The sequence below is a fragment of the Streptomyces sp. NPDC092952 genome (genome assembly GCF_044754785.1).
GTDB lineage: Bacteria > Actinomycetota > Actinomycetes > Streptomycetales > Streptomycetaceae > Streptomyces.
Genome location: NZ_JBIVPT010000004.1, coordinates 130,992 through 155,899, shown reverse-complemented (window position 1 = coordinate 155,899; position 24,908 = coordinate 130,992). Strand labels below are relative to the sequence as shown.

The following is a 24,908-nucleotide window of genomic DNA, read 5'->3' as shown; positions in this document are numbered from 1 at the left end:
ATTCCGACTTATGGTCCGATCTGCCGCATCCTTGACGTGTCGCTGATGGTCGCAGAGTCGGAAAGAGGCTTCACGCATGAGTTCTGTACCGGTGTCCGCGCACGGCTTCGTCGGTATCGGTGTACGGGGGCGCGGCTACCGACCGGAGCAGGTGGACCGGGCGGTTTCCGCGCTCTCGGCGGAACGGGACGAGGCCCTGGCCGAGGTGGACCGGCTGACCACGCTGGTGGCCGAGATGTCGGCGGAGTCGGTCCGGCTGGCCGAGGTCGTCGCCACGCTCGCTCCGCAGACCTACGAGTCGCTGGGTGAGCGTGCCCAGCAGATCCTGGCCCTCGCGGAGGGCGAGGCGGCGAGCGTACGGGGTGCCGCCCGGGACCGGGCGCAGGAGCTGCGGGACGCTGCGGAGACGGCGGGCCGCGAGGTCCGCGCCGTGGCCGGGAAGGCCGCCGAGGCGATACGGGCCGAGGCCGTCGAGTACGCGGACGGAACGCTGACCACCGCGCGGGAGACGGCCGACGCGGCGGTGGCCGACGCCCGCGAGGAGGCCGCCGGGGTGCGGGAGAGGACGGGCGCCATGATGGCGGAGACCGTCAGTCGCACCGCGAGCGTCCTGGCCCACCAGGAGCAGGAGCACGCGGAGCGCCTGAAGACGGCCGAACGTGAACTCGCCGACGCCGAGACCGAGCAGACGGCCCGCCACGACGACCTGACCGAGCGGGCCGAGGCCCGGCTGGCGGAGGCCCGGCGCGCCCTCGCGGAGACCGAGGAGGCCGCCCGGCACGGCCAGGAGGACGCCGAGGCGCGCGCCGCCGAACTGATCGCCGAGGCCAGGGTCCGCGAGGAGCGGGTGGTACGGGAGACGGAGCGCGTCGTCCGCGAGCACGACGAGGGCCGCGAGCAGCTCCACGCGCACATGGCCCACGTACGCAACTCCCTCGCCGCCCTCACCGGCCGCGTCACCGCCCCGGCGGACGAACTCGGCAACTGACCCCGCCCGGAACGGACTTCGCGCCCCCGCCCGCCCTGGCCCGCCCCGAATCCGGGCCGGCGGATTCGGCGTTACGGGTTACGGGACGGCCGTGGCCTTCCTACGCTGGACCGGCGGACTCCGGCGCGCCTCCCCGTGGGGTCGCGGAGTCGGCGGAGCAGGCGGGGCCGCGTATGAGGCGGCGGCCGTGGGTGCGTATGGCGTGGGGGTGTTGACCCGTGCGGAGAGTGCCACTGTGGGCGAGGCGGCGAATCTGGGGCGGCGCGTTCTGCGGGAGCTGCGGCGGCGCGGTGAACGGGGCCCGGTGGAGCTGGAAACCGCGATGGCGCCTGCGGATGTGGAAGCTGATCCGGCGAACGGCGACGCGACGGCGCGCCCCCACCGGAACGGGAGTGCCCTGCGGAAGGACGCCGAGCTGCCGGGGGAGCCAGGGCGTTTCCTAGGACTTCCCGGGGCTTGAGCTTCGGGCTTCGGGTGCCGAGCTTCGGGAGGGGCCGGTTCACTCTTTCGTGGGTGTGGGGCGGGTCTCCGGGCCGGGGCTTGAGCTTCGGGATTCGGGGGCCGGGATTCGGGCTTCGGGATTCGAGCGGTGTGTTCCAAGCGGTTGGTTTCCTGGGTGGGTTGGGGAAACCAACCCGCCCTCCCGTACCCGTCACGGCCAGCAAGTATGACTAATCGTGATCGAGTTGCGGCGCAGAGTCGCGCCCGCTTACGGTGCGAACGAATCGACCCCGACGCGGTGTTAGCGCACCGGCCGGGGTCTGACCGCAAGATCTCACCAAATAGAAAGACGATCCCTTGGCTGTAGCCGAGCTTATCCCCGACCGTTGTGAGTCCGCAGCTCCGCGTGTTCTCCCTTCGAGGGCGAGGCCGGGGTACGGGAAGCGTTCCGTACCGGCGGAACGCCCGCCGTGCGAGGCCGATTTCGCGTCGCTGCCGGTGCGTGAGCGGCATGTCGCGGGCTATGTGGAGGCGTTGGTGGAGGGTGCGGCGATGGACATCAAGTCCCTTGCGAAGTCGCTGCCGTTGTACGGGCAGATGGCGGTGGGCAGCGCGTTACGGGCCCTGAGCGTGGCCGGTCACCTGCGCCGGGGGCGTTGCGTGAGCATCGAGAACGGGCAGATCCGCTGGGTCACGCGCACGTTCTGGTCGCGGGTCGCCCACGACAACGAGTGGTGGACCACCTTCCTCGCCGACCAGAACCACCGCGCCACCCAGTCCGACCCCCAGGCCGCCGCCCCTGCCCCTGCTTCTGCTTCCGTGCCCGTACCTGCTGCGCAGGTCCCGCAGCAGCGCGTCGCGGAGCCGGAGGTATCGGTTCAGCCGCAGCCGCAGCCGCGGGGTGATGCTCCCTCGCCCGCGTTCGCGGCGCTGGCGCGGCTGGGTCGTACGGACTCCCGGCTGGCGCTTTCGGCGGCGGACTGTGCGGCGTTGGAGGGGCTGGCGGCGGGGTGGTTCGCGCGGGGTGTGGATGCCGATTATCTGACCCGGGTCCTGACCGCCGGGCTTCCCGACGCGGTCGGGTCTCCCTTCGGGCTGGTGCGCCGCCGTCTCCAGGACAAACTCCCCCCGAGCCTGCCCGCGACCCCTGCCCCGCCCGCACCGGCGGAGGCCCCGGTGCGTCGTGTGATGCCGGAGTGCACCGAGTGCGGCGTACCGGGAAGGCCCGAAGCCTTCCGCGACGGACTCTGCCGCCCCTGCCGCGAGCCCGACCCCACCCCCTGAGAAAAAACGTGACAGTTGCCCCCCAAGTGTCACGTAAAAAAGCGAGGCAGGGGTGGTACCCCGGTCAAGCGGATGGTGCGACCGGGGACACCGTGCCGAGCCACTGTTCGGCGCCCCATGCCTCGTACCGCTGCGCCTCGGTGAAGCCCAGCTTCGCCGCGAGGCGCATCGAGCGGGCGTTGGCGGTCTGGGTGCGCAGTGCCACCGTCTCGCCGGGGCGCGCTTCGGCGAACCAGCCGAGCACCGCCGCGCACGCCTCGGCGGCGTACCCCTGCCCCCAGGCCTCCGGCAGGAGCAGGTAGCCGAGTTCGGCCATCCCCGAACCCGGGTCGGTCTCGCTCCGGTGCTCCGCATCGCGCTCGTTGAGTTCGACGGTGCCGATCATCGTCCCGTCGAGCTCGACCACGAAGAGGCCGGGACGGTTTCCGGGTACCTCGGGCAACGCCCGCTCGCACTCGTCCCGGGGCCGGTGGCCACCGATGTACGTGCCCACCTCCGGCGAGCTGAACAGCTCGACGAACGCCGCTCGGTCCCGAGGCTCGGGCGCGCGCAGAACGAGCCGCTCGGTCCCGATCGGCTCGGGCGGCCAGACAACGGATTTCGGTTCGGTCATGGCGGGGAACCTATCGGAGGCCCACCGGACGGCGTACGCCCCTCACTCAGGAACAGGGCCACGCCCCCGACGAGAGGCGGTCCCCATGGGCATCCGTCTGCTAGAGTCTCCGCCGCAGCGAGCCTTCCTGGCCGGGATGAAGACACCCGACAGGGAGGCTTTTTTCATGCCCGGAGAACGGTGGGTGTCGAACCGAACCGGACCGGGAGCCAGGGCCGGGGCACCGCGTCACCTCCTTTGTGGACGCGGAGCCCGTCGGCCGACCACCTCTGCCACAAGGAGTCCCGTGCCCGACGTATCCGTCCGCCTCGCCAGCAGCGCCGACCGCCCCGCAGTGGAGCGGCTGTGGCTGATGTTCCGTCATGACCTCTCGGAGTTCGACAGCGTGCTGCCCAACGCCGACGGAACCTTCCGCAGCGAACGGCTCCACACCGCCTTCTCCGGCGACCCGGACTGGGCGCCCTATGTCTTCACCAGCGGTGACGGCAGCCCGGCCGGGTTCGCCTTCGTCCGGAACCTGACCGGCGCGACGCGTGTGCTGAACAGCTTCTTCGTGGCGCGCGGCGCGCGGCGGACCGGGATCGGGCTGTGTGCTGTTCAGGAGGTCGTGGCCCGGCACCCGGGCCCGTGGGAGATCGCGTTCCAGGACGCCAACACGGCGGCGGTGCGGTTCTGGCGCCGGGTCGCGACGGAGATCACCGGTGACGCGTGGACGGAGGAGCGCCGAGCGGTCCCCGGCCGGCCCGACCTGCCGCCCGACGTCTGGATCTCGTTCGACTCATCCGCGAAGACACGGGACTGACCACCGACGTGCCCGCTTGCTGGCCACGACGCGGCACCTGCCGCAAGGGGGAGGCCCTCAGTGGTGGGCCGGCCTCAGGGTGCGGCTGACGGTGCGCTCGGTGCCCGGTTCGACCAGGACGAACTGGCCCATCATCCCCGAGTCCTCGTGGCGCAGGATGTGGCAGTGGTACATGTACGGCCACTCGGGGTCGGTGGCGGTGCCGAATCGCACGGCGAGTCTGACCTTGCTCTTCCCGGGTACGAAGACGGTGTCCTTGCGGCCGTCCGCGTACGCCGCGGGTCGTCCGTCGCCGACGGAGAGGACGCGGAACGCCACCTCGTGGATGTGGAAGTTGTGGGAGTAGACGTTGTTCTCGATCTCCCATATCTCGACGGCCCCGGCGGGGACGACCTCGTCGATGCGGCTCATGTCCATCGGCTTGCCGTTGATGGCGTCATGGCCGTTGAGGACGAAGCGGCGCACCCGCGAGTCCGCGGCGGGTGTGATCGGGTCGGGCTCCGCGAGGGCGGCGGGTGGCGCCGGGGACGGTTTCAGCGCCGGCGCGGCGATGAACTCGATCACGTCGAGGTCGCCCTCGGCTATGTCGACCCCGTTGTCGACGGTGCGCAGCACCACCCGCTCGCCCGGCTCGAAGGCGACGACGACCTCGGCGCGCTCGCCCGGGCTCAGCGCGAGCTGTTCGACCGGTACGGGAGCGGGCAGCAGGCCGCCGTCGGTGGCGACCGCGTGGAAGGTGCGGCGGTCGGCGAAGGCCAGGTTGTACATGCGGGCGTTGGAGCCGTTGAGGATTCGCAGTCGGACGTGGTCGGTGGTCACCTTCAGGTGCGGATCGAAGGTTCCGTTGACGAGCAGGTGGTCGCCCAGGATGCCGAACGTGCCCTTGAGGACGCGGCCGGTGAAGGCGTTCTCCTCGTCGAACTTCTTGTCCTGGAGGATCAGCGGGATGTCGTCGACGCCGTAGTCGGAGGGCAGTTCCGGCTCGGTCCCGTCGTCGATGATGAACATTCCGGCGAGGCCGTTGTAGACGTGCTGGGCGGTCTGGCCGTGCGGATGCGGGTGGTACCAGGCGGTGGCGGCCGGCTGGTCCAGGGTCCAGTGCGGCGTCCAGGTGGCGCCCGGCGCGACGGGCTGGTGGGGCCCGCCGTCCATCACGGCGGGCAGCCGGACGCCGTGCCAGTGCACGGTGCTGGTCTCCGGCAACCGGTTGCGCACGGTCATGCGCACCACGTCACCCCGCGTGGCGCGCAGCGTCGGTCCCAGGAAAGCGCCGTTGAAGCCCCAGGTCGGGGTGGTCTTTCCGGGCAGGATCGCCGTCCGGCCCGCCTGCGGCGAGAGCGTGAACCGGCGGCTGCCGTCCTTGGCCGGGGCGGGATGGAGCAGGGGCGGGATGCGCACCGGGTTGGCGAACTTCAGATCGGGCCGGTCCGCGGATCCCGTCCCGGAACCGCCGCCGCAGGCGGAGGTGAGGAGTGAGAGCGCGGATATGCCTGCTGCGCCCAGGAGTTGACGTCTTCTCATGACGCGAAATTAACAGTCGTCGCAGGGGTTTCCTGAGGCGTTGCCCGTGCGTGGCGCCTCAGTGCGGGTCGGTGGGGATCGGTGGGGCGCCGGCCAGGATGCGGGGTTCCTCGCCCTGGTAGACGCGGCGGGCGGCGGGGGCCGTGTTGCGGGGGAGCACCGTGCCCAGGAAGCCGGCCAGGAAGCCCGCCGGGATGGAGACGAGGCCGGTGGTGGTGTAGGGGAACCAGTTGAAGTCGTGGTCGGGGAAGACCGAGGTGGGCGAGCCGGACACCAGGTTCGTACCGGTGATCAGCACCAGCACCGTGACGGTGCCGACGACCAGGGTGCAGATCAGCCCGGTACGGGTGAAGCGCCGCCAGAACATGCTGTACACCAGCGCCGGGGCCAGCGCCGACGCGCCGACGCAGAACGAGAGCGTGGCCAGGGCCTGCACGTTCCAGTGCCGGGCCACCACGGCGAGGGCGATGGCGAGGAGGCCCACGACGATCGCCGAGGTCTGTGCCGTACGCATCTCGGTACGGCCCGTCATCGGCCCCCGGCCCGGTCGGCGGGTTCCGCGGATCCCGTGCGCGAACAGGTCGTGGGCCAGGGAGTTGGCGCAGGCCAGGATCATCCCGGCGACGGAGGCGAGCAGGGTCAGGAAGATCGCCGTCGTCATCGTCGTGATGATCAGCGCCCCCATCCGCGTGCCGTTCGCGACCTCCCCGCTGATCTGGAGGATCGCGCTGTTCCCGGAGGCCCCGGCGGCGGTGATCCCCTCGTGGCCGACGAGTGCCGCCGCGCCGAAACCGATCACCACCAGCAGCAGACAGATCGCGGCGACCGTGCCGACCGCCCAGGACATGGAACGGCGGACGGCCTGAGTGGAGCGGGCGCTCGACATCCGCATGGTGACGTGCGGGAGGCAGGCGGCGCCGAGCACCACGGTCAGTTCGGAGCTGACCATGTCGAGCCCGCTGCCCTCGAACTGGAGCCCCGAACTCAGGAACGCGGCCCCCGCCCCGCTGCTCTGCCGGGCGGCCGAGAGCAGCGAATCGGTGCTCCAGTCGAACCGGTTCATGATGAGGACGGCGATGCTGAAGGCGGCCACGAGGAGGACCACGATCTTCACGATCTGGATCAGCGACGTGCCCTTCATCCCGCCGATCGTCGCGTAGGCGATCATCAGGATGCCGAGGCCGATGATGGCGCCGGTCCGGAAGCCCGAGGTGTCGAACCCCAGGATGAACGCGAGCAGATCGCCGCTGCTGGCCAGCTGGACGACCATCATCGGGACGAGCGCGGCGATCGTGGCCGCGCAGGCGGTGACCCGGACGGCGCGGCCGGGGGCGCGGCGCACCAGCACGTCGCCCATGGTGAACCCGCCGGTGTTCCGGAGCGGCTCGGCGAGCAGGAACATCAGCAGGACGAGCGAGAGCGTGATGCTCAGGGCGAGGATCGTCCCGTCGTACCCGGTGAGCGCGATGATGCCGGTGGTGCCGAGCACCGTGGCGGCGGACAGGTAGTCACCCGCCAGGGCGAGCCCGCTCCGGACCGGGCCCAGCGAGCGGGAGCCGGTGTAGAACTCGTCGAGGTCGTCACGGTCGGGGCCGGTCATCACGCACAGCAGCAGCGCCACGGTGCCGACCGCCAGGAAGGCCACCAGGGACATCGACTGCGCGGAGTTGTCGAATCCGTTCACCGTGCGGCTCCCGCTCTGCGGATACGGGCGGCGAGCGGGTCGACCGTGCGCCGGGCGGTCCGCTCGTACACCACCAGGGCGAGGACCGTCACCGGGAGCTGGAGGACACCCAGTGCCATACCGGCGTTGAGGCCGCCGAACAGCGGGGTGGCCATCGCGTCCTTGGCGAAGGCCGACAGCAGCAGGAAGGCCACGAAATAGCCAAGCGCGGTCAGCGTCGCGATGCGCCGCAGCGCCCGGTACGCGGTGCGCAGCCGGCGCAGGTCGCTGTGGCGGCCGGGGACGGCGGCGGGGACCGGAGCGGTGGACGGGCCGGCCAGGGGGTCGGGCGGGGCCGGAGCGGTGCTCTGCCAGGGCAGCAGGTAGTCGGCGTGATGAGGGGACGGGGGCGGGGTTCCGTGCGACATCGGGGTGCTGCTCCTTGCGTGGCTCGGGTCCTGGTCGGGGACGGCAAGGCAGGAGTGCGGTGCGGTCGGAAGCGTGAACCTTACTCGTGAGTACGGCCGTTGGGGAGTGTGTGACGTGAATTGCCTCTGGTATTGGCTCAGTTGAGCATCCGGTGGTGAACGGAAGATGGCGCCGGGGCGGGGCGGGGGACCCCTGCGGGGCGGCCGGTGCACCCCTGGGGGCAGTCCCCTACAAGGGCTCCACCCAGAGGCCGAGACCCTTAGGGGTGGCTCCTCAGTTCTGGGCAGGGGTCGTTCCTCCCGGCGGAGGACGTGGCCGGGACGGCTGGTTCCTTACGGTGTTCTTACGCCGCGACGAGCGGCTGGAGCCCGCCGCGGACATGGCGGGCCCGGGGGGACGGGCGGGGGAGACCCCGCCCGGGGGGATGGGCCGGACGCGCAGGTGTCGGGCTGTTTCCGGCACCGGATTCCGTACGCAACACCGAGCCGTTCCCGGCATCGGCCGACAGAGGAGAAATATCGTGACAACGGCGGTAACCGTTCCCAGCCGTGGGGGTGTCGCGGGACGCACGGCCGTTGCCGCGCGGGCACGACAGGTCGTGAAGGCCTACGGGGCGGGGGAGACCCGGGTCGTCGCGCTCGATCATGTCGACGTGGACATCGCCCGGGGAGAGTTCACGGCGATCATGGGCCCGTCCGGCTCCGGGAAGTCGACCCTGATGCACTGCCTGGCCGGTCTGGACACCGTCAGCTCGGGCCAGATCTTCCTCGACGACACCGAGATCACCGGCCTGAAGGACAAGAAGCTCACCCAGCTCCGCCGCGACCGGATCGGCTTCATCTTCCAGGCGTTCAACCTGCTGCCCACGCTCAACGCCCTGGAGAACATCACCCTGCCGATGGACATCGCCGGCCGCCGCCCGGACGCCGCCTGGCTCCAGCAGGTCGTGGACACCGTCGGGCTCACCGGACGGCTGAAGCACCGGCCCACCGAACTCTCCGGCGGCCAGCAGCAGCGCGTCGCGGTGGCCCGGGCCCTGGCCGCCCGGCCGGAGATCATCTTCGGGGACGAACCGACCGGGAACCTGGACTCGCGGGCCGGGGCCGAGGTGCTGGGCTTCCTGCGCCGCTCGGTCGACGAACTGGGCCAGACCATCGTCATGGTCACCCACGACCCGGTGGCCGCCTCCTACGCGGACCGGGTCCTCTACCTGGCCGACGGGCGGATCGTCGACGAGATGCGCGACCCGACCGCCGACCAGGTCCTCGACCGGATGAAGGACTTCGACGCGCGCGGGCGGACCTCATGACCGTCTGGAAGACCTCGCGGCGGAACTTCCTCGCCCACAAGGGACGCATGGCGCTCTCCGCCGTCGCGGTCCTGCTGTCGGTGGCGTTCGTGTGCGGCACGCTCGTCTTCACCGACACCATGAGCACCACCTTCGACAAGCTCTTCGCCGCGACGTCCGCCGACGTCACCGTCGGCCCCCGCACCGCCGAGGACGAGGACCCGATGGGGCCGCGCGGCGGCAAGCCCGCCACCGTCCCCGCCTCCGTCGTCGAACGGGCCGCGAAGGCCACCGGCGCGAAGAGCGCCGAGGGCGCGGTCACCAGCATGTCCGTCACCGTCGTCGACAGCCACGACAAGAACATGGGCTCGACCACCGGCGCCCCGACCATCGCCGGAAACTGGACCCGCAACGACCTCCGCTCGATGGAGATCTCCTCCGGCCACGCACCGCGCGGCCCGACCGAGGTCATGGTCGACGCCGACACCGCCGACAAGCACCACCTGAAGCTCGGCGACGAACTGCGCACCATCACCCCCCACGGCGACATCCGGGCACGGATCAGCGCCATCGCCACCTTCAGGATCACCAACCCCGGTGCCGCCGTCGTCTACTTCGACACCGCCACCGCACAGCGCATGCTGCTCGGCCGGGACGACGTCTTCAGCCTGGTCAACGTCACCGCCGACACCGGCGTCTCCCACGAGCGGCTGAAGAAGGACGTCGCCACGGCGGTCGGCGACCCGGCCGCCTACGAGCTCCGGACGCAGAAGGAGGCGGCGGAGGCCAACAAGGACTCCATGGGCTCCTTCCTCGACGTACTGAAGTACGCCATGCTCGGCTTCGCCGGGATCGCCCTGCTCGTCGGCATCTTCCTGATCGTCAACACCTTCTCCATGCTGGTCGCCCAGCGCACCCGCGAGATCGGCCTGATGCGGGCCATCGGCTCCAGCCGCAAGCAGGTCAACCGGTCCGTGCTGGTCGAGGCGCTGCTCCTCGGCACCGTCGGCTCGCTCCTCGGGGTCGGAGCGGGCATCGGCCTCGCCGTCGGCCTGATGAAGCTGATGGGCGCGGTGGGCATGGAACTGTCCACCGACGACCTCACCGTCGCCTGGACGACCCCGGTGACCGGCCTGGTGCTGGGCGTCGTCGTCACCGTCGTCGCCGCGTACTTCCCGGCCCGCCGGGCGGGCAAGGTCTCGCCCATGGCCGCGCTCCGCGACTCCGGTACGCCGTCGGACGGCCGCACCGGCCGCGTCCGGGCCGCGCTCGGGCTGGTCCTCACGCTGGGCGGCGGCGCCGCGCTGGTCGCCGCGGCACGGGCCGACGACGCGGGCCGCGGCTCGCTCCCGCTCGGCGTGGGCGTCCTGCTCACCCTGGTCGGCTTCATCGTGATCGGCCCGCTGCTCGCCGGGTTCGTGGTCCGGGTGCTCAGCGCCGTCCTGCTGCGGGTGTTCGGCCCCGTGGGCCGGCTCGCCGAACGCAACGCCCTGCGCAACCCGCGCCGTACCGGGGCGACCGGAGCCGCCCTGATGGTCGGCCTCGCGCTGGTCGCCTGCCTCTCCGTGGTCGGCTCCTCCATGGTCGCCTCGGCCACCGAGGAACTGGACCGCTCCGTGGGCGCCGACTTCATCGTCCAGTCCGCCGGGGACGGCTCCCCGATCGTGGACCAGGCGGCGAAGGCCGTCACCGCCGTACCCGGCCTCGAACACGTCACCCGCTACCGCAGCGTCGAGGCCCGGGTGACCGCCCCCGACGGCACCACCGAGAAGCAGGGCCTCTCCGCCGTCGACCCCACGTACAAGGACGACCTGCGCCGCGAGACCGTCTCCGGTGAACTCGCCGACGCCTACGCCCCCGGCGCCATGTCGGTCGGCGAGGGCTACGCCGCGAAGCACCACGTCGAGGTCGGCGACCGGCTCACCGTCGCGTTCCGGGACGGGAAGACCGCCAAGCTGCGGATCGGCGCGATCACCTCGGACGACGTGAACATCGACAAGGGCGCGATGTACACCGACCTCCGGACCGCCGAACGGTACGTCCCCGCCGACGCCATGCCGCAGGACATGCTCCTGTTCGCGAAGGCCGTGGACGGCAAGGAGAAGGAGACGTACGCCGCGCTCAAGACCACGCTCGCCAAGTACCCCCAGTACGTGGTGCGCAACCAGGCCGACTACAAGCAGGAACTGAAGGACCAGATCGGCCAGTTGCTGAACATCGTCTACGGGCTGCTGGCGCTCGCGATCATCGTCGCCGTGCTCGGTGTGGTGAACACCCTGGCCCTGTCGGTGGTCGAACGGACCCGGGAGATCGGCCTGATGCGCGCCATCGGCCTCTCCCGCCGCCAACTGCGCCGGATGATCCGCCTGGAGTCCGTGGTCATCGCGGTCTTCGGCGCCCTGCTCGGCCTCGGGCTCGGCATGGGCTGGGGCACCGCCGCCCAGCGGCTGCTGGCCCTGGAGGGGCTGGACGTCCTGGAGATCCCGTGGCCGACGATCCTCACGGTCTTCGTCGCCTCCGCCTTCGTGGGCCTGTTCGCCGCACTGGTCCCGGCGTTCCGGGCGGGGCGGATGAACGTCCTGAACGCGATCGCCGCCGACGGCTGAGCCGTACGGTCCGCGTAGACTGGCCGCATCCGGCCCCGGGGTGTTCCTCCAAACACTCCGGGGCCGGATCGCGTACACCCCGGTAGATCAACGGAGTTCGGCCACCGCGTTGCACGAAGCTGCCGCGACCGGTGCAGCATGCTGACACCGGGGCCCCTGCTGCCGCGCCCTTGCCGCTGGCATCGTCGTCCTGCCGGGACACCCCCGGCAGGACGACACCGCCGAAGGGGACACACGTGTTCAGTTCTCCGCTTTCATGTCGGTCGGCCCGCGTGATCCGTACCGCAGCGGTCACCGGGATCGCCCTTGCCGGGCTCCTGTTCGGCGCCTCCACCGCCTCCGCCGCCCCCGGGGACGCGGCGGGCCGGCCGGGGGCCGCGCAGGGCACCCAGCGGGCCTGCGAGAACGTGGAGGCCGTCCTCGCCGGACTGCCGGTCTCCGTGCCGGTCCCGGTGTGCAAGCTGGTCAACGGCTGGGACTAGGACCGCGGCCGATGCGGTTCCAGCTGCTCGGGCCCCTGACCCTCGCCGACGGCCCCGAATCCGTGGTGCTCCAGCCGTCGAAACCGACCATCCTGCTGGCGGCGCTCCTCCTGCGCGCCAACTCCGTCGTCTCCGCCGACTACCTCCAGCGGGCCGTCTGGGGCGAGGAGCAGCCGGCCACCGCCAAGGCCGCGCTCCAGACCTGCGTCCTCCGGCTGCGCAGGCTCTTCACCAAGCACGGCGTGACGGAGACGGTCATCGAGGCGGTCCCCGGCGGCTACCGGATCACCGCCGAACCGCACACCCTCGACCTGCTCGGCTTCCGGGAACAGGTGCGCCGCGCCGTCCTGCTCTCCCACGACCCGGAGGCCGAACTCCTCGAACTGAAGGACGCGCTGTCGCTGTGGCAGGGCGCGCTGCTCGCCAACGTACGCTCCGACGTCCTGCACCGGGACGAGGTGCCGCGGCTGGCCGAGGAGCGGCTGCGCAGTGTGGAACGGATCTGCGACCTGCTGCTGGGGCTCGGCCGGCACGGTGAGGCGCTCGTCGAACTGTGGACCGCTACGCGCGTATACCCGGGGCACGAGCGGCTCCACGAGCAGCTGATCGAGGCGCTGTACCGGACCGGGCGGCAGACCCAGGCGCTCGCCGAGTACCGGCGGGTCAAGGAGTTCCTCCTGGACGAGCTGGGGGTGGACCCCTCGCCCGCCCTCCAGCAGCTGGAACTCGCGATCCTGCGCGGCGAGGACCTGGGCCCCGGGGCGGCGGTGGGTGTGCTGGAGGGGACGGTGATCGCGGCGGGGGAGCAGGGACCGGTGCCGGTGCGCGAGGTGTCCGTGGTGCGCGACGGTACGGCCGTGGCCCCCGTGGTCCCGGCGGCCTTCCCGGTGCCGCAGGCCGCCGTGCCCCGGCCGGTGCCGGACTTCACCGGGCGGGAGGCCGAGACCGCCGCGATGGCCGCCCGGCTCACCGCGTACGCCGCCGGCACCGGGGCGGGCGGGGACCGGCAGCCGCCGATCATCCTGGTGTCGGGGGCGCCCGGCGTCGGCAAGTCGGCCCTCGCCCACCACGTCGCCCACCTGGTGCGGGACGCCTTCCCCGGCGGCCGCGCGGTGGTCACGGCGACCCGCCCGGACGGCGAGGCCCGCCCCGCCGCCGACCTGGCGGCCGAGGCCCACGCGGCCCTCGGCGCGGCAGGAACGGGAGACACGGGCGGTACGGACGAGGCGGGCGGGGCGCGGGTCCTGCTGGTGCTCGACGACGTCGTGGACGCCGACCAGGTACGCCCGCTGCTGCCCGCGCTCGCCCAGGCCCGGGGCGCGGTGGTCGTCACCAGCCGGATGGGGCTGGCCGGGCTGGTCGCCACGCACGGCGGCTGGGTGCACCGGCTCTCGGTGTTCACCGAGCCCGAGGCGTACGCGCTGCTGGTCTCCGTCCTCGGCGCCGAACGCGTCGAGGCGGAACCGGAGGCGGCCCGCCGGCTCGCCGGGCTGTGCGGGCACCTTCCGCTGGCCCTGCGCATCCTGACGGCCCGGCTGCTCACCCGGCCCGCGCTGTCGCTCGGCGACGCCGTCGACTGGTTCGGCGACGACCCGCTGGCCCGGCTCGTCCTCCCCGACTCCCCGAGCCTGTCCGTCCCCGCCGTCCTCGACGGGGCGCTGGCCCGGCTCGACCCGAGGCTCTCCGAGGCGTTCCACCGGGCCGCGACCGGCGCCGGGCCCGCCTTCACCGCCGACGACGTCCCCGGCACCCCGGAAGCGGTGCTCGAACGGCTCGCCGACGCCGGGCTGCTGGAGGACGGTCCGCCGGGCCCGTACCGCATCCACGAACTGCTCCGCGCCCACGCACGGAGAACCGACCAGGAACGCATCCGCCGCACAGAGAAGGTGTGACCCCCATGGCCGAGACCGCCGCCACCACCGAGCGCGCCCCCGACGCCGCGCCGACGGCCGACCCCGCCGCACCGGCATCCGCGACCGCACCGGAGTCCGCGACCGCCGGGCCCGAACCCGCCTCCACCGCATCGGTCTTCGACACATTGGCCGGGACCCGGCCGCGGATCCGCCGCGACGTGCTGTTCACCGAGACCCCCGGCGGGGTCCTCTTCCACAACGCCGACGGCGGTTTCCACCTGGCCGGGCGCACCGCCTACCGCTTCGCCTCCCTCGTCGTGCCCCACCTGACCGGCCACCACCGGCTCGCCGACCTCTGCTCCGGCTTCGGCCCCGCCCAGCGCGCGATGGCCGCGGAGCTCGTCCGGACGCTCTACGCCCGGGACTTCGCCCGCGACGTGCCCGAGCCGGCCGGCGGGCCGGCCCCGGTCGACGACGACGTGGCCGAGCGGTTCGCCGCCCAGATCGCCTACGTCGACCACTACACCGACCGGGCACCGGAACGGTTCGCCCGCTTCCGCGCGACCCGGGTCGCCGTGCTCGGCGACGACGAGATCGCCCGCTGGTGCGCGCTGAGCCTGCTGCGCAACGGCTGCGTGCGGATCGGTACGACCACCGCGTTCGACGACGTCACCGCCGAGGCGGAACAGGCCGCCGCCCACGCCCCCCGCATCACCACCGGAACAGGAACCGGGACCGGAACGGGGGACGGGACCGGCGTCGACTGGGCCGCGCTGGACGGCTACGACGTCGTCGTGGTGACCGGTGCCGGTGCCGGTCCGCGCACCCACCGGCTGCTGGCCGCCGGGGTGCCCGAGGGCCGCACCCTCATCCCCGCCTGGCTCTTCGCCGAGCGCCTGGTGGTCGGCCCGCTGGCCACCGCCGCCTCCACCGGCTGCTGGTCCTGCGCCGTGCTGCGCCTGGGCGGCAACGTGGACGCGGGCGCGGCGGCCGAGCTGTGGGGCGCGGCGGCCGGGGCGGTGCCCGCCGCCACGGACACGGTGGACGGGCCGGTCGCCGCGATGGTGGGGAACCTGCTGGGGTACGAGATCTTCCGCCTCACCACGGGCGTGCTGCCCGCCGAGACCGACCGCCAGGTCCTCATCCAGGACCTCGCCTCGCTGGACGTCATGGCCGAACCGGTCGCCCCGCACCCCCGCTGCGCGCGCTGCGCGGAGGCGGCCGCGCCGGAGCCCGCCGGGGCGCTCCCGGACGGGTTGGCCCTGCCGGTGACCGCGACCGTGGAGACCGCCCGCGACGCGGAGGAGCTGGTCGAGGAGCTGAACCGGATCAGCGCGTCCATGGTCCGCCCGCACACCGGGATCTTCCGGAGCTGGGACGACGAGGCACTCACCCAGACCCCGCTGAAGCTCAGCCGGATCGAGGTGGCCCTCGGGGCGGGACGGCGCCGCCGGATCGCCGCCTTCGACGTCCACCACCTGGCGGGGGCGCGGATGCGGGCCCTGTACGCGGCGGCGAGCGCCTACGTCGAGCACGTGGTGCCGCCCGCCGGGTCCGCCCACGAGGGCGGCGCGGGCCGGGTCCTCGGGCCGGACGCGCTGACCACCGGCGGCGGCACCGGGGCGGTCCCGGACGCCTGGACCACCGTCGCCTCGCTGACCGGCGGGGAAGCGGCCAGGGTGCCCGCCGCGGCCGTGCGGCCGTTCGGCCCGGACAACCGGGGGCGGCTGCACCTCGCGACGGTCGCCGGATCGGGCGCCGGGGCCGACGCGCGGGAGGCGGCGGGCACCGGGCTGATGTCCGCGCTGGCCCACGACGCCCTGCTGCGGGCGGTGCGCGGCGCCACCGGGGTCCGCCCGGTCGCGGCCGACGGCGACGACCCCGAGCTGGTCTTCCTGCTGAAGTCCGCGGCCAACCTGGACCTCGCGGTCGAACTGCTGGACCTGGGCGAGCAGGCCCGCACCACCGCCCATGTGGTGCTGGCCCGCGAGGCGGACGGCGGGAGCGCCCGGGGCCGCTGGGCGGTCGGCGCGGGGCTCTCGCGCCGGGCGGCGGCCTGCGCGGCGCTGCGGGACCTGCTCGGGCAGGCGCAGCTCGCCGCCGAGGACCCGGCCGGCCCGGTGGACACCGGCGACCCGCTGGTCGGGGACCTGGCGGCGGGCAGCGTCGCGGTGACCGGGGCACCGGTCGCGGTGGACGGGCCCGACACCACCTTCGACGCGGTGCTGGACGCGCTGCGGGCAGCCGGCCGGGACGCCCTGTACCTGCCGACCACCCCGGCCGACCTCGCGGCGGGCGGCATCAGCACGGCCCGGGTGCTGCTCACCGTCGACGGTGCCGTGCCGGACGCGGGCGGCGCCGACGGGAAGGCGGGCGGCACCGATGCCCGTTGACGCCCCGGTCCGGGAGGCCCCCGTACTGTCCGGGACCGCGCAGGCCCTCGCGGCGGCGCTCCGGGAGGCGCTGGCCCGGTACGGCACCCCGCCCCCGCTGGACGTGGCCCCGCTCGGGGTGCGCGACGCCTTCGCCGACGTGCCGGAGGCGGCGGACACGTACGGCGGGGCCGTCGGGAAGGCGGGCGCCGTGCCCGTGCGGTTCTACGGGCGGCACGCCGTTGTCGGCCCGTTCGCGCCGGAGGACGGGGCGCCGGGCTGCGCGCGCTGCCTGGAGCGGCGCTGGCAGGCGGTCCGCTCCGTCGCCCTGCGCGAGGCGCTGGAGCTGGGCTCCGGCACCCGGGCGGCCGGGGAGTCCCCGTACCCCGCGCCCTTCGCCGTGCACGCGCTGGCCGGTCTGGTCGCCGCCCGGCTGGCCGGGGAGGGCCCGCGCACCGGCGGCCGCCCGGCGGTCCACCTGGTCGACCTGGCGGAACTGACGGTCCGCCACTACCCGTTGGTGCCCGACCCGGAGTGCCCGCGCTGCGGCACCGTCGAGGCGGACACCCCCGAGGCGGCCGCACTCGTGCTGCGCCCCGCGCCCAAGCGCCGCCCCGGCGGCTTCCGGGTCCGGGACATCGAGGCGTACGACCTGCCGGTCGAGCCCTACGCCAACCCGGTGTGCGGCTCGCTCGGACCGTCCGTCGTCCAGGACGTCTCCTCCACCTCCACGTCCGCGACGATCGGCTGCTTCTCCATGCGCTCGGGGGAGTACCTGCGCGAGACCTTCTGGGGCGGACACGCCGACACGTACGCCGAGTCCATGCGGATCGGGGTGCTGGAGGGGCTGGAGCGGTACGCGGGGATGCGCTCCCGGGCCAGGCGGGCCGGGACGACCGACTCGCTGGACGCCCTGCGGGCCCGGGGCGAGCACGCGCTCGACCCCCGCACCTGCGGTCTGTACGCGGACGCCTTCCACCGCGCCAACCCCCGCGTCGTCCCCTTCGCCCCGGACCGGCCCGTCCCCTGGGTGCAGGGCTGGTCGCTGCGCGACGGGCGCGCGGTCCTGGTGCCGGAGATCCTGGCGTACTACCACGCCCCCGGGCTGGAGAACCGGTTCGTCCAGGAGAGCTCCAACGGCTGCGCCTCCGGCGGCTGCCTGGAGGAGGCCGTCTACTTCGGGCTGATGGAGGTCGTCGAGCGCGACGCCTTCCTGCTCGCCTGGTACGGGCGGGCCGCGCTGCCGGAGATCGACGCCGCCACCAGCCGTCGCCCCGCCACCCGGCAGATGATCGACCGGCTGGAGATGTACGGCTACGAGGCCCGCTTCTTCGACACCCGGATCACCTTCCCCGTCCCGGTCGTCACCGGGGTCGCGGTCCGCCGCGACGGCGGCACCGGCCTGATGTGCTTCGGCGCCGGGGCCGGGCTCGACCCGGAGGCGGCACTCGCCGGGGCCCTGTGCGAGATCGCCACCGACGCGGTCAACCTGCCGCACCGCACCGCTCGCGAACGGGACCGGCTGCGCGCCATGGCCGCCGACTTCGACCGGGTCGAGGCGCTCCACGACCACCCGCTGGTCTACGGGCTCCCCGAGATGGGCCGCCACGCCGACTTCCTCCTCGGCGCCCCGGGCGCCCCCCGCCCGCCCCGGCACTCCTTCGACGAGCTGTACGGGAACGGTTCGGTGCTCCCGGTCTCCGACGACCTGCGCACCGACCTGGACCGGTGCGTGGACGCCGTCACCGCCGCCGGGTTCGACGTGATCGTCGTCGACCAGACCATGCCCGAACAGCGCGGGCTGGGCCTGACCACGGTCAGCGTCCTCGTGCCGGGGCTGCTGCCGATCGACTTCGGCTGGAGCCGGCAGCGCGCCCTCGGCATGGACCGGCTGCGCACCGCGCTGCGCGCCGCCGGACTGCGCGGGGACGACCTGACCGACGCCGACCTCAACCCCGCCCCGCACCCCTTCCCGTGACCGAGGAGCCCGCCATGGGGTACGCCCATGAATACGCCGACGCGATCCTGCATCGCGGCCGCATCCCGATGGACCCCGCCGACTTCGTGCCGAACTGGTCGGACGGGCCCCGCAAGACGAAGTTCTACCCCGGCACCGACAGCCTCCCGCTGCCCGACTGCGGCTACCCGGCCGACGCCGGCCTGGACCGGGGACTGGGGCGGGCCGCCCGCAAAGAGGGCGCCTTCGACCTCCCGCTGCTGTCCGGGATGCTCCGCGACTCCTACGGGCTGACCGGCCGCCGCCTCGGCGTCCAGACCAACACCGACCTGAACGCCCTGCCGTTCTACCCGCTCGCCAACTGGTCCCGGGGCACCGCCTCCGGCGGCGGCCTCTACCCCGTCGCCGTGCACTGGGTCTCCGGGCCCGGCGCCCCCGTACCGCCCGGGGTGCACTACTACTCCGTCCGGCACCACGCCATGCGCCGGCTGCTGACCGGCGACGTGACCGGCGAGGTGCGGGCGGCGCTCGGCGACGGGGCGCCGGGCCCGGACACCGACCAGTACCTCGTCCTGTCCATCAAGTACTGGCAGAACGCCTTCAAGTACAACAACTTCTCCTTCCACGCCGTGACCATGGACCTCGGCGCCTGCCTCCAGACCTGGCGGATGTGGGCCGGGGCGCGCGGGCTGTCCGTCGAGCCCGCGCTCTGGTTCGACGAGGAGCGGCTCGGGCGGCTGCTCGGCGTCGACACGGCCGAGGAGGGCGTCTTCGCCGTCGTCCCGCTCCGGTGGACCGGCGCGGCGCCCGCACGCACCCCCGCCCCGGACGTCCCGGTGGCCGTCCGCCACCGCGACCGGGAACGCTCCCGCACCGTCCTCGCCTTCGACGCGCTGCGCCGGATGCAGGCCGTCACCGCCGCCGGGGCCACCGAACGCCCCGACCCCGCGGTCCTCGCCCCGGCCGCCGCGCACCCGCCCGTGCCGGACCGGCCGGTGACCGCGCTGCCGCCCTGCCCGCCGCTCACCGTCGACGTACGCACCGCATTGCGCGAGCGGCGCAGCAGCTTCGGCCGGTTCGACGCCCAACACCCCATGGCGACCGAACAGTTGGCGTCCTGTCTGGCGGCCTCGGTGGCCGGGTCCGTGATCGGCGGGGACACCGGCGGGCAGCGGCTCGCGAAGCTCTACGCCTTCGTCGGACACGTCGAAGGGATCGAGCCGGGGGCGTACGAGTACGACCCCGAGGCGCACGAGCTGCGCCTGGTGAAGGCGGGGGCGCCGGGCGCCTTCCTCCAGAAGAACTACTTCCTGTCCAACTACAACCTGGAGCAGGCCGCCGCCGTGCTGGTGCCGACCGTCCGCACCGACGCCGTCCTCGACGCCGTCGGGGACCGGGGCTACCGCCTGGTCAACGCCACCGTCGGGGCGATCGCCCAGACCACGTACACCACCGCCTCCGCGCTCGGCGTCGGCTGCGGTGTCGCGCTCGGCTTCGACAACATCTCGTACATCGAGGAACTCGGCCTCGACGGCACCGGCGAGGCCCCGCTGCTGATCATGATGATCGGCAACGAGCGGCCCGCCCCGGCCGACTTCCGGTACGAGATCGCCTGAGCCCGTGCGTACGACGACAGAGCCGGAACGAGAAGGGGAGACCCCGTCATGACGCCGGACCACCCGGCCCCCGCCGCCCCCGCGGCCGCCACCCGCCCCCGCTTCATGCTGCGGGTCGCCGGGCTGCCGCTCGACAGTGTGCGGGGCCTGCGCTGCCCGGACAGCCGCCGCTGGGCCGACGACGTCCTGCACGCCACCGACCGGGTGCGCGCGGACGGCGAACGGCTCGCCGACCTGATCCACGACCTGGTCGGCGGCAGCGAGGACGAGGCGCTGCGCCGCACCCTGCTCGCGCTGCGCCGCGACATCTTCAACAACCGCCTGCCCCGCCCCGGGGCCGCCGACCGGGCCCGGGAGCTGATGCGCGGCCTCGGCACCGCGGCCGGTGCGGAGACCGCCGACGCGCTGGCCGCCTGGCTCGACGGGCGCCACCGCCTGGAGGAGCGGCGGGCCCGGGGCGCCGCCCTGCTCGCCGGGGAGACCGCCGAGGCCCGCGCCCGGCTGCGCGCGCTGGCGGGGGAGGAGCGGCTGCGCCGGGCGCTGCTGCTCGCCTCCCCGGCCCTGGACGCCCAGCTCGACACGTACATCCGCTCCGACGCCGCCGCCGCGCCGGACAAGAAGCAGCGCAAGATCGAACGCTCGCTGCTCTCGTACCTGTACCGCACGGCCTGCAAGACCAGCCCGTTCTCCACCTTCACCGGGGTCGCCCTCGGCACGTTCTCCGACGGTGGCCAGGAGGACCTGCGGGCCCGGGTCGAGGACGTCTGGGACGGGCGGATCCGGCTGAACGTCGCCGCGATCGGCCGGCTCACCGAGGCCGTGGTCGCCGACCCGGTCCGCCGGGCCGATCTCCCGGTCGCCCCCGCCTCGGGCTGGGGCCGCGACGACGACCGGGTCCGCTATGTGCGCCGCTGGGTCACCCAGGGCGACGAGTCCACCGCCGTCACCTTCGACGCGGTGAAGGACCGGCTGTTCTTCCTGCGCCGCAGCGGCACCCTGGAACGCCTCCTCGGCCTCTTCGAGGAGCACGACACCCTCCGGTACGGGGAGCTGGCCGACTGGCTCGCCGCCGACCGGGGCGCGGACCCGCAGGAGTGCGCCCAGTACCTCCGGGCGCTGCTGGACATCGGGATGGTGCAGGTGCCGTGCCTGCGGACCGAGGTCCACGACACCGACCCGCTCGGCGCCCTCCAGGACTCGCTGCGCGGCCTCGGCCGCCCCTGGGCCGACCGGCTCGCCGGACACCTGGACGGCCCGGCCGCCGGGATCGAGCGGTTCGCCGACGCCTCCCCGGACGAACGCCGCTCACTCCTCGGCGGGTTGAGGGACGCGCTGCGCACCCTCCAGGAGGAGGAACTGGGCGCGGCGGCCCGCATCCCGCAGACCCTGCTCTACGAGGACGTGGCGGCCGGGCGGCACACCGAGCTCTCCGCCGCGGCCTGGGACCGGCTCGCCGCCGCCCCGCTCGGGGCGGTGGAGCGCGTCCTGCCCGCCTTCGACCTGACCCTGCCGCAGCGCGTCACGTTCAAGGGCTTCTTCCTCGCCCGGTACGGGCAGGGCGGCCGCTGCGACGACCTGCTGAAGCTGGTCCACGACTTCCACGAGGACTTCTTCGACCAGTACATGTCGTTCACCGCCAAGCGCACCGCCTTCGACGCGGACGGCGACTACGTCCCCGAGGAGAACTGGCTGGGGCTGCCCCAGCTCAAGGCCCTCGACACCGCCCGGCAGACCTTCGTCGAGCGGATGCGGGCCCTGTGGGCCGCCTGGGAGGCCGACCCCGGCCGGGGCGGCGAGATCCGGGTGGACGGCGAACTGCTGGACGAGGTCGCCGCCGAACTCGCGACCCTGCGGTCCGAGTTCACCCCGCTCGCCCACCATGTGCAGATCGCCGACCGGCCCGGCGACCCGCTCGTGGTGCTCAACCGCTCCTACGGCGGGGTGTCCTTCCCGTTCAGCCGGTTCACCCACCTCTTCGACGGACTCGCCGAACAGCTCCACGCCGCCACCGCCGACCTGCTGCCCGACGGCGCCGTCCTCGCCGAGGTCACCGGCGGCCCCGTCACCAGCAACCTCAACCTGCACGGCCGGCTCACCGACTACGAGATCGTCTGCCCCGGCGAACGCGGCACCCTCCCCGAGGAGAACCGCATCCACCTGGACGACCTCCACCTCGTCCACGACCGCGACGCGGACCGGCTGGTGCTGCGCTCCACCCGGCTCGGCAAGGAGGTCGTACCGGTCTACCTCGGCTACCTCGTCCCGCTCGCGCTGCCCGAACTGCCCCGCACCCTGCTGCTGCTCTCGCCGACCTCGATGTCCCCGCTGAACGTGTGGGGCGGCGTCCCCGAGGGCGTGGCCGTCGACGGGGTCACCACGCGGCCCCGGGTCCGGCACGGCAGCGTGGTGCTCGCCCGGCGCAGCTGGAGCGCGCCCGCTGCCGTGCTGCCGCTGCGCGGACCGGGGCGGGCGGACGACGACTGGTTCCTGGACTGGCAGGCGTTCCGCCGCGCCCACGGACTGCCGGACCGGGTCTTCGCGACCGTCGCCGACAGCGGGGCGCGCGGCGCGACCGGTGCCAAGCCCTCGTACCTCGACTTCGACAGCACCCTCTCGCTGGCCGCGTTCGAGGCCCTGATCAGGACGGCCGAGGCGCGCGTCGTGTTCCGGGAGATGCTCCCCGACGAGAACGGCCTGCACACCGTCTCCGGCCGGGGCCACCACGTCGCCGAACTCGCGGTCGAGACCGCCACCCCCGCCGCCCCGGCCGAAAGGACAGACCCGTCATGAGCACGGCACCACCCGTATCCGAGGCCACCACCACCGCCGGGGCCTGGCAGGCCACCCACATCTTCTACGCCGCCAACCCCCGCCCCATGCTGACCCAGTGCGTCCGCCCGCTGATCGAGGAGCTGGACGCGGACGGCCTGATCGACGGCTACTTCTTCATCAACTACTGGCTGGAGGGGCCGCACGTACGGCTGCGGATCAAGCCCGCGAGCCCCGCCGCCGAGGCCGAGGTCCGGCGCCGCACCGAAGCGGCGGTCGACGCCTTCCTCACCGAGCGCCCCGCCCTGTACGAGGTGGACTCCGGCTTCCTCAACGACTTCTACAACACCCTGTTCGACATCGAGTTCCCCGGCGCCGAACGCGGCCACTACACCGACGACCAGGGCCGGATGCGGCTGCGCCCCAACAACTCGCGCAGCGCCGAACCGTACGAGCCGGAGTACGGCAAGTACGGCGGACCGGCCGGGATCGAGCTGGCCGAATGGCACTTCCGGCACTCCAGCGACCTGGTCATCGACGCGTTCCGGACGAAGAACCTGCACCTGCGGACCGTGCTGCTCGGCACCTCCGCGCAGCTGATGATGGTGATGTCCGCGGCCTTCCTCCCCGACCGCACCGAACTCGCCGACTACCTTGACAGCTACTACGAGTTCTGGCACAAGGCGTTCCCCGGCACCGGCTTCATCGGCAGTGACGAGTACGACCGCAACTACGCCGCCATGGCGCCCGGACTGGCCGCCCGCTTCGCCCGCGTCCGCGCCGCCACGGCGGGGGCGGACGGGACGGACACGGGCGACGGGGAGGCCGCCCGGCTGCCCGGCTTCCTCGCCGGATGGGCCGAGCACTGCGCCGAACTGCGCGAACGGGCCGTCGGGTTGAGCCGCAACGGCGATCTGGTGTTCCGCTCCTGGGACGGCGAGCGCGACGAGCGCGTCACCGACCCGGCGGTCTCGCTGCCGCTGCTCCTCTCCCCGTACATGCACATGACCAACAACCGGCTGCATGTGACGATCCGGGACGAGGCCTACCTCTCGCACGTCCTCGGCCGGGCGCTGCGGGAGCCGGGATGAGCGCCACCCCGCCCGGCGCCGCCCCGGGCCTCGCCGAGTACCGGCCCGCGCTCGGCCCCCGGGTCCTGCTGAGCGACGCCCTCCTCCAGGGCGCGGCCACCGTCCACCTGATCAAGGACACCGCCGCCGGGGGCTCCTTCAAGGTCGGCCCCAAGGAGCACTTCCTGATCGCCCGGATGGACGGCAGCCGCACCCTCGCCGAGCTCGGCGAGGAGTACGCGAAGGAGTACGGGCGCAGGCTGGACGGCGCCCGCTGGCAGCAGATCCTGCGGATGCTCGGGACGCGCGGACTGCTCGCCGGGGCGCCCGCGCCCGCCGCCGAGGCCGCCGCTGCGCCGGAGCCGCCGGAGCGCGGACTGCTGAAGGGCAGCATCCGGCTGGTCGCGGACGCCGACGCCACCACCGACCGGCTGCACCGGGCCGTCGGCTTCCTGCTGGTCCCTGGCTTCCTGCTGCCGCTGCTGGCCCTGGTGCTGGCGATGGAGGTCCTGGTCGCCGTACGGATCGGTGAACTCCTGGACGTGACAAAGGAGTTGTTCACCAATCCGGTGCTCCTGGTGGGCGCCGCCACGCTCCTCTGGTTCAGCACCGCGCTGCACGAACTCGCCCACGGGGTGGTCGCCCGGCACCACGGCGGCACCGTGGCCGAAATCGGACTGCGCTGGCGGCTGCCCGTGATCATCATGTACTGCACCGTCGACAACTACCTCTATCTCGGCACCCGTTGGCAACGCATCCAGACAGCGGTGGCCGGTGCGGTGATGAACCTGCTGTTCCTGCTCCCGTTCTGCGCGCTGTGGCTGTTCGCCCCCCTGGACGCCGCCACGCACGACGCGCTCGGCGCGCTGCTGCTCCTGGGCAGTGTGCAGGCGCTTGCCATGCTCGTACCGCTGCCCCCGCTGGACGGGTACCGGATCGCGAGCCAGCTCTGCGGGGCCACCGAACTGGCCGCCTCGACCCTCGCCTACCTGCGGCTGGCCGCCCGCCGCGACCCGGCGGCGGGCGACTACCCGCGCCCGGCCAGGGCCGCCTACCGCGCCTACGGGCTGGCGGCGGTGCTGGCGCTCGCCGCCGTCGCCGCCGCCGTCGTGGCCGCCGCCCGCCATCTGCTCACCACCTGACCCGCCGCCCGG

At 73.4% G+C, this 24,908-nt stretch carries 17 protein-coding genes; 13 read left to right on the top strand and 4 right to left on the bottom strand.

All coding sequences use genetic code 11. From position 1 onward, the window contains the following. Nucleotides 1-76 precede the first annotated feature (76 nt). Both ACIQGQ_RS11710 and ACIQGQ_RS11705 read left to right on the top strand, forming a co-directional pair. A complete protein-coding gene (locus ACIQGQ_RS11710; protein ID WP_402393795.1) occupies nt 77-988 on the top strand; it encodes a cellulose-binding protein in 912 nt (303 codons plus the stop codon). 939 nt (nt 989-1,927) lie between these two features. Next, nucleotides 1,928-2,713: a MarR family transcriptional regulator gene (locus tag ACIQGQ_RS11705; RefSeq protein WP_402393792.1), complete on the top strand. Its 786-nt coding sequence runs from the start codon at nt 1,928-1,930 to the stop codon at nt 2,711-2,713. 64 nt (nt 2,714-2,777) lie between these two features. Here the strand turns inward: ACIQGQ_RS11705 and ACIQGQ_RS11700 are convergent, their stop codons facing one another. Further along, nucleotides 2,778-3,326 carry a GNAT family N-acetyltransferase gene (locus ACIQGQ_RS11700; protein ID WP_402393789.1) on the bottom strand — a complete coding sequence of 183 codons (549 nt, stop codon included), beginning with the start codon at nt 3,324-3,326 and terminating at the stop codon, nt 2,778-2,780. A 286-nt stretch (nt 3,327-3,612) separates the two neighbouring features. Between ACIQGQ_RS11700 and ACIQGQ_RS11695 the strand changes: the two genes are divergently transcribed. Continuing rightward, a complete protein-coding gene (locus tag ACIQGQ_RS11695; RefSeq protein WP_402393786.1) occupies nt 3,613-4,128 on the top strand; it encodes a GNAT family N-acetyltransferase in 516 nt (171 codons plus the stop codon). Nucleotides 4,129-4,185: 57 nt separating this feature from the next. Here the strand turns inward: ACIQGQ_RS11695 and ACIQGQ_RS11690 are convergent, their stop codons facing one another. The 3 genes from ACIQGQ_RS11690 to ACIQGQ_RS11680 form a co-directional block, all read right to left on the bottom strand. Further along, nucleotides 4,186-5,526: a multicopper oxidase family protein gene (locus ACIQGQ_RS11690; RefSeq protein WP_402393783.1), complete on the bottom strand. Its 1,341-nt coding sequence runs from the start codon at nt 5,524-5,526 to the stop codon at nt 4,186-4,188. Between the two features lie 181 nt (nt 5,527-5,707). Next, nucleotides 5,708-7,333 carry a cation acetate symporter gene (locus tag ACIQGQ_RS11685; RefSeq protein ID WP_402393780.1) on the bottom strand — a complete coding sequence of 542 codons (1,626 nt, stop codon included), beginning with the start codon at nt 7,331-7,333 and terminating at the stop codon, nt 5,708-5,710. Further along, nucleotides 7,330-7,740: a DUF485 domain-containing protein gene (locus tag ACIQGQ_RS11680; protein WP_402393777.1), complete on the bottom strand. Its 411-nt coding sequence runs from the start codon at nt 7,738-7,740 to the stop codon at nt 7,330-7,332. The genes ACIQGQ_RS11685 and ACIQGQ_RS11680 overlap by 4 nt, the downstream gene beginning before the upstream one ends. 521 nt (nt 7,741-8,261) lie before the next feature. Here ACIQGQ_RS11680 and ACIQGQ_RS11675 point away from each other — a divergent pair. The 10 genes from ACIQGQ_RS11675 (at nt 8,262) to ACIQGQ_RS11630 (ending at nt 24,896) form a co-directional block, all read left to right on the top strand. Further along, nucleotides 8,262-9,050, top strand: a complete 789-nt coding sequence (locus ACIQGQ_RS11675; protein ID WP_402393774.1) for an ABC transporter ATP-binding protein — start codon at nt 8,262-8,264, stop codon at nt 9,048-9,050. Then, the gene (locus ACIQGQ_RS11670) at nt 9,047-11,635 is read left to right on the top strand and encodes an ABC transporter permease (protein ID WP_402393771.1); all 2,589 of its coding nucleotides are present in this window, start codon (nt 9,047-9,049) and stop codon (nt 11,633-11,635) included. Before ACIQGQ_RS11675 ends, ACIQGQ_RS11670 begins: the two co-directional genes overlap by 4 nt. 272 nt (nt 11,636-11,907) lie before the next feature. Then, entirely contained in the window at nt 11,908-12,117 is a 210-nt protein-coding gene (locus ACIQGQ_RS11665; protein WP_402393769.1) for a hypothetical protein, read from the top strand. 11 nt (nt 12,118-12,128) lie between these two features. Continuing rightward, nucleotides 12,129-14,009 carry a BTAD domain-containing putative transcriptional regulator gene (locus tag ACIQGQ_RS11660; protein WP_402393766.1) on the top strand — a complete coding sequence of 627 codons (1,881 nt, stop codon included), beginning with the start codon at nt 12,129-12,131 and terminating at the stop codon, nt 14,007-14,009. A gap of 5 nt (nt 14,010-14,014) precedes the next feature. Then, the gene (locus ACIQGQ_RS11655) at nt 14,015-16,363 is read left to right on the top strand and encodes a TOMM precursor leader peptide-binding protein (protein WP_402393763.1); all 2,349 of its coding nucleotides are present in this window, start codon (nt 14,015-14,017) and stop codon (nt 16,361-16,363) included. Then, complete coding sequence (locus ACIQGQ_RS11650; RefSeq protein ID WP_402393760.1) at nt 16,353-18,320, top strand: TOMM precursor leader peptide-binding protein; 1,968 nt, start codon at nt 16,353-16,355, stop codon at nt 18,318-18,320. The genes ACIQGQ_RS11655 and ACIQGQ_RS11650 overlap by 11 nt, the downstream gene beginning before the upstream one ends. Before the next feature lie 14 nt (nt 18,321-18,334). After that, the gene (locus ACIQGQ_RS11645) at nt 18,335-19,915 is read left to right on the top strand and encodes a nitroreductase family protein (RefSeq protein ID WP_402393757.1); all 1,581 of its coding nucleotides are present in this window, start codon (nt 18,335-18,337) and stop codon (nt 19,913-19,915) included. A gap of 48 nt (nt 19,916-19,963) precedes the next feature. Further along, on the top strand, nt 19,964-22,705 hold the full coding sequence (locus tag ACIQGQ_RS11640) for a lantibiotic dehydratase (protein ID WP_402393755.1): 2,742 nt from the start codon (nt 19,964-19,966) through the stop codon (nt 22,703-22,705). After that, on the top strand, nt 22,702-23,775 hold the full coding sequence (locus ACIQGQ_RS11635) for a lantibiotic dehydratase C-terminal domain-containing protein (protein WP_402393752.1): 1,074 nt from the start codon (nt 22,702-22,704) through the stop codon (nt 23,773-23,775). The genes ACIQGQ_RS11640 and ACIQGQ_RS11635 overlap by 4 nt, the downstream gene beginning before the upstream one ends. Continuing rightward, the gene (locus ACIQGQ_RS11630; protein ID WP_402393749.1) at nt 23,772-24,896 is read left to right on the top strand and encodes a M50 family metallopeptidase; all 1,125 of its coding nucleotides are present in this window, start codon (nt 23,772-23,774) and stop codon (nt 24,894-24,896) included. The genes ACIQGQ_RS11635 and ACIQGQ_RS11630 overlap by 4 nt, the downstream gene beginning before the upstream one ends. Nucleotides 24,897-24,908: the final 12 nt, after the last annotated feature.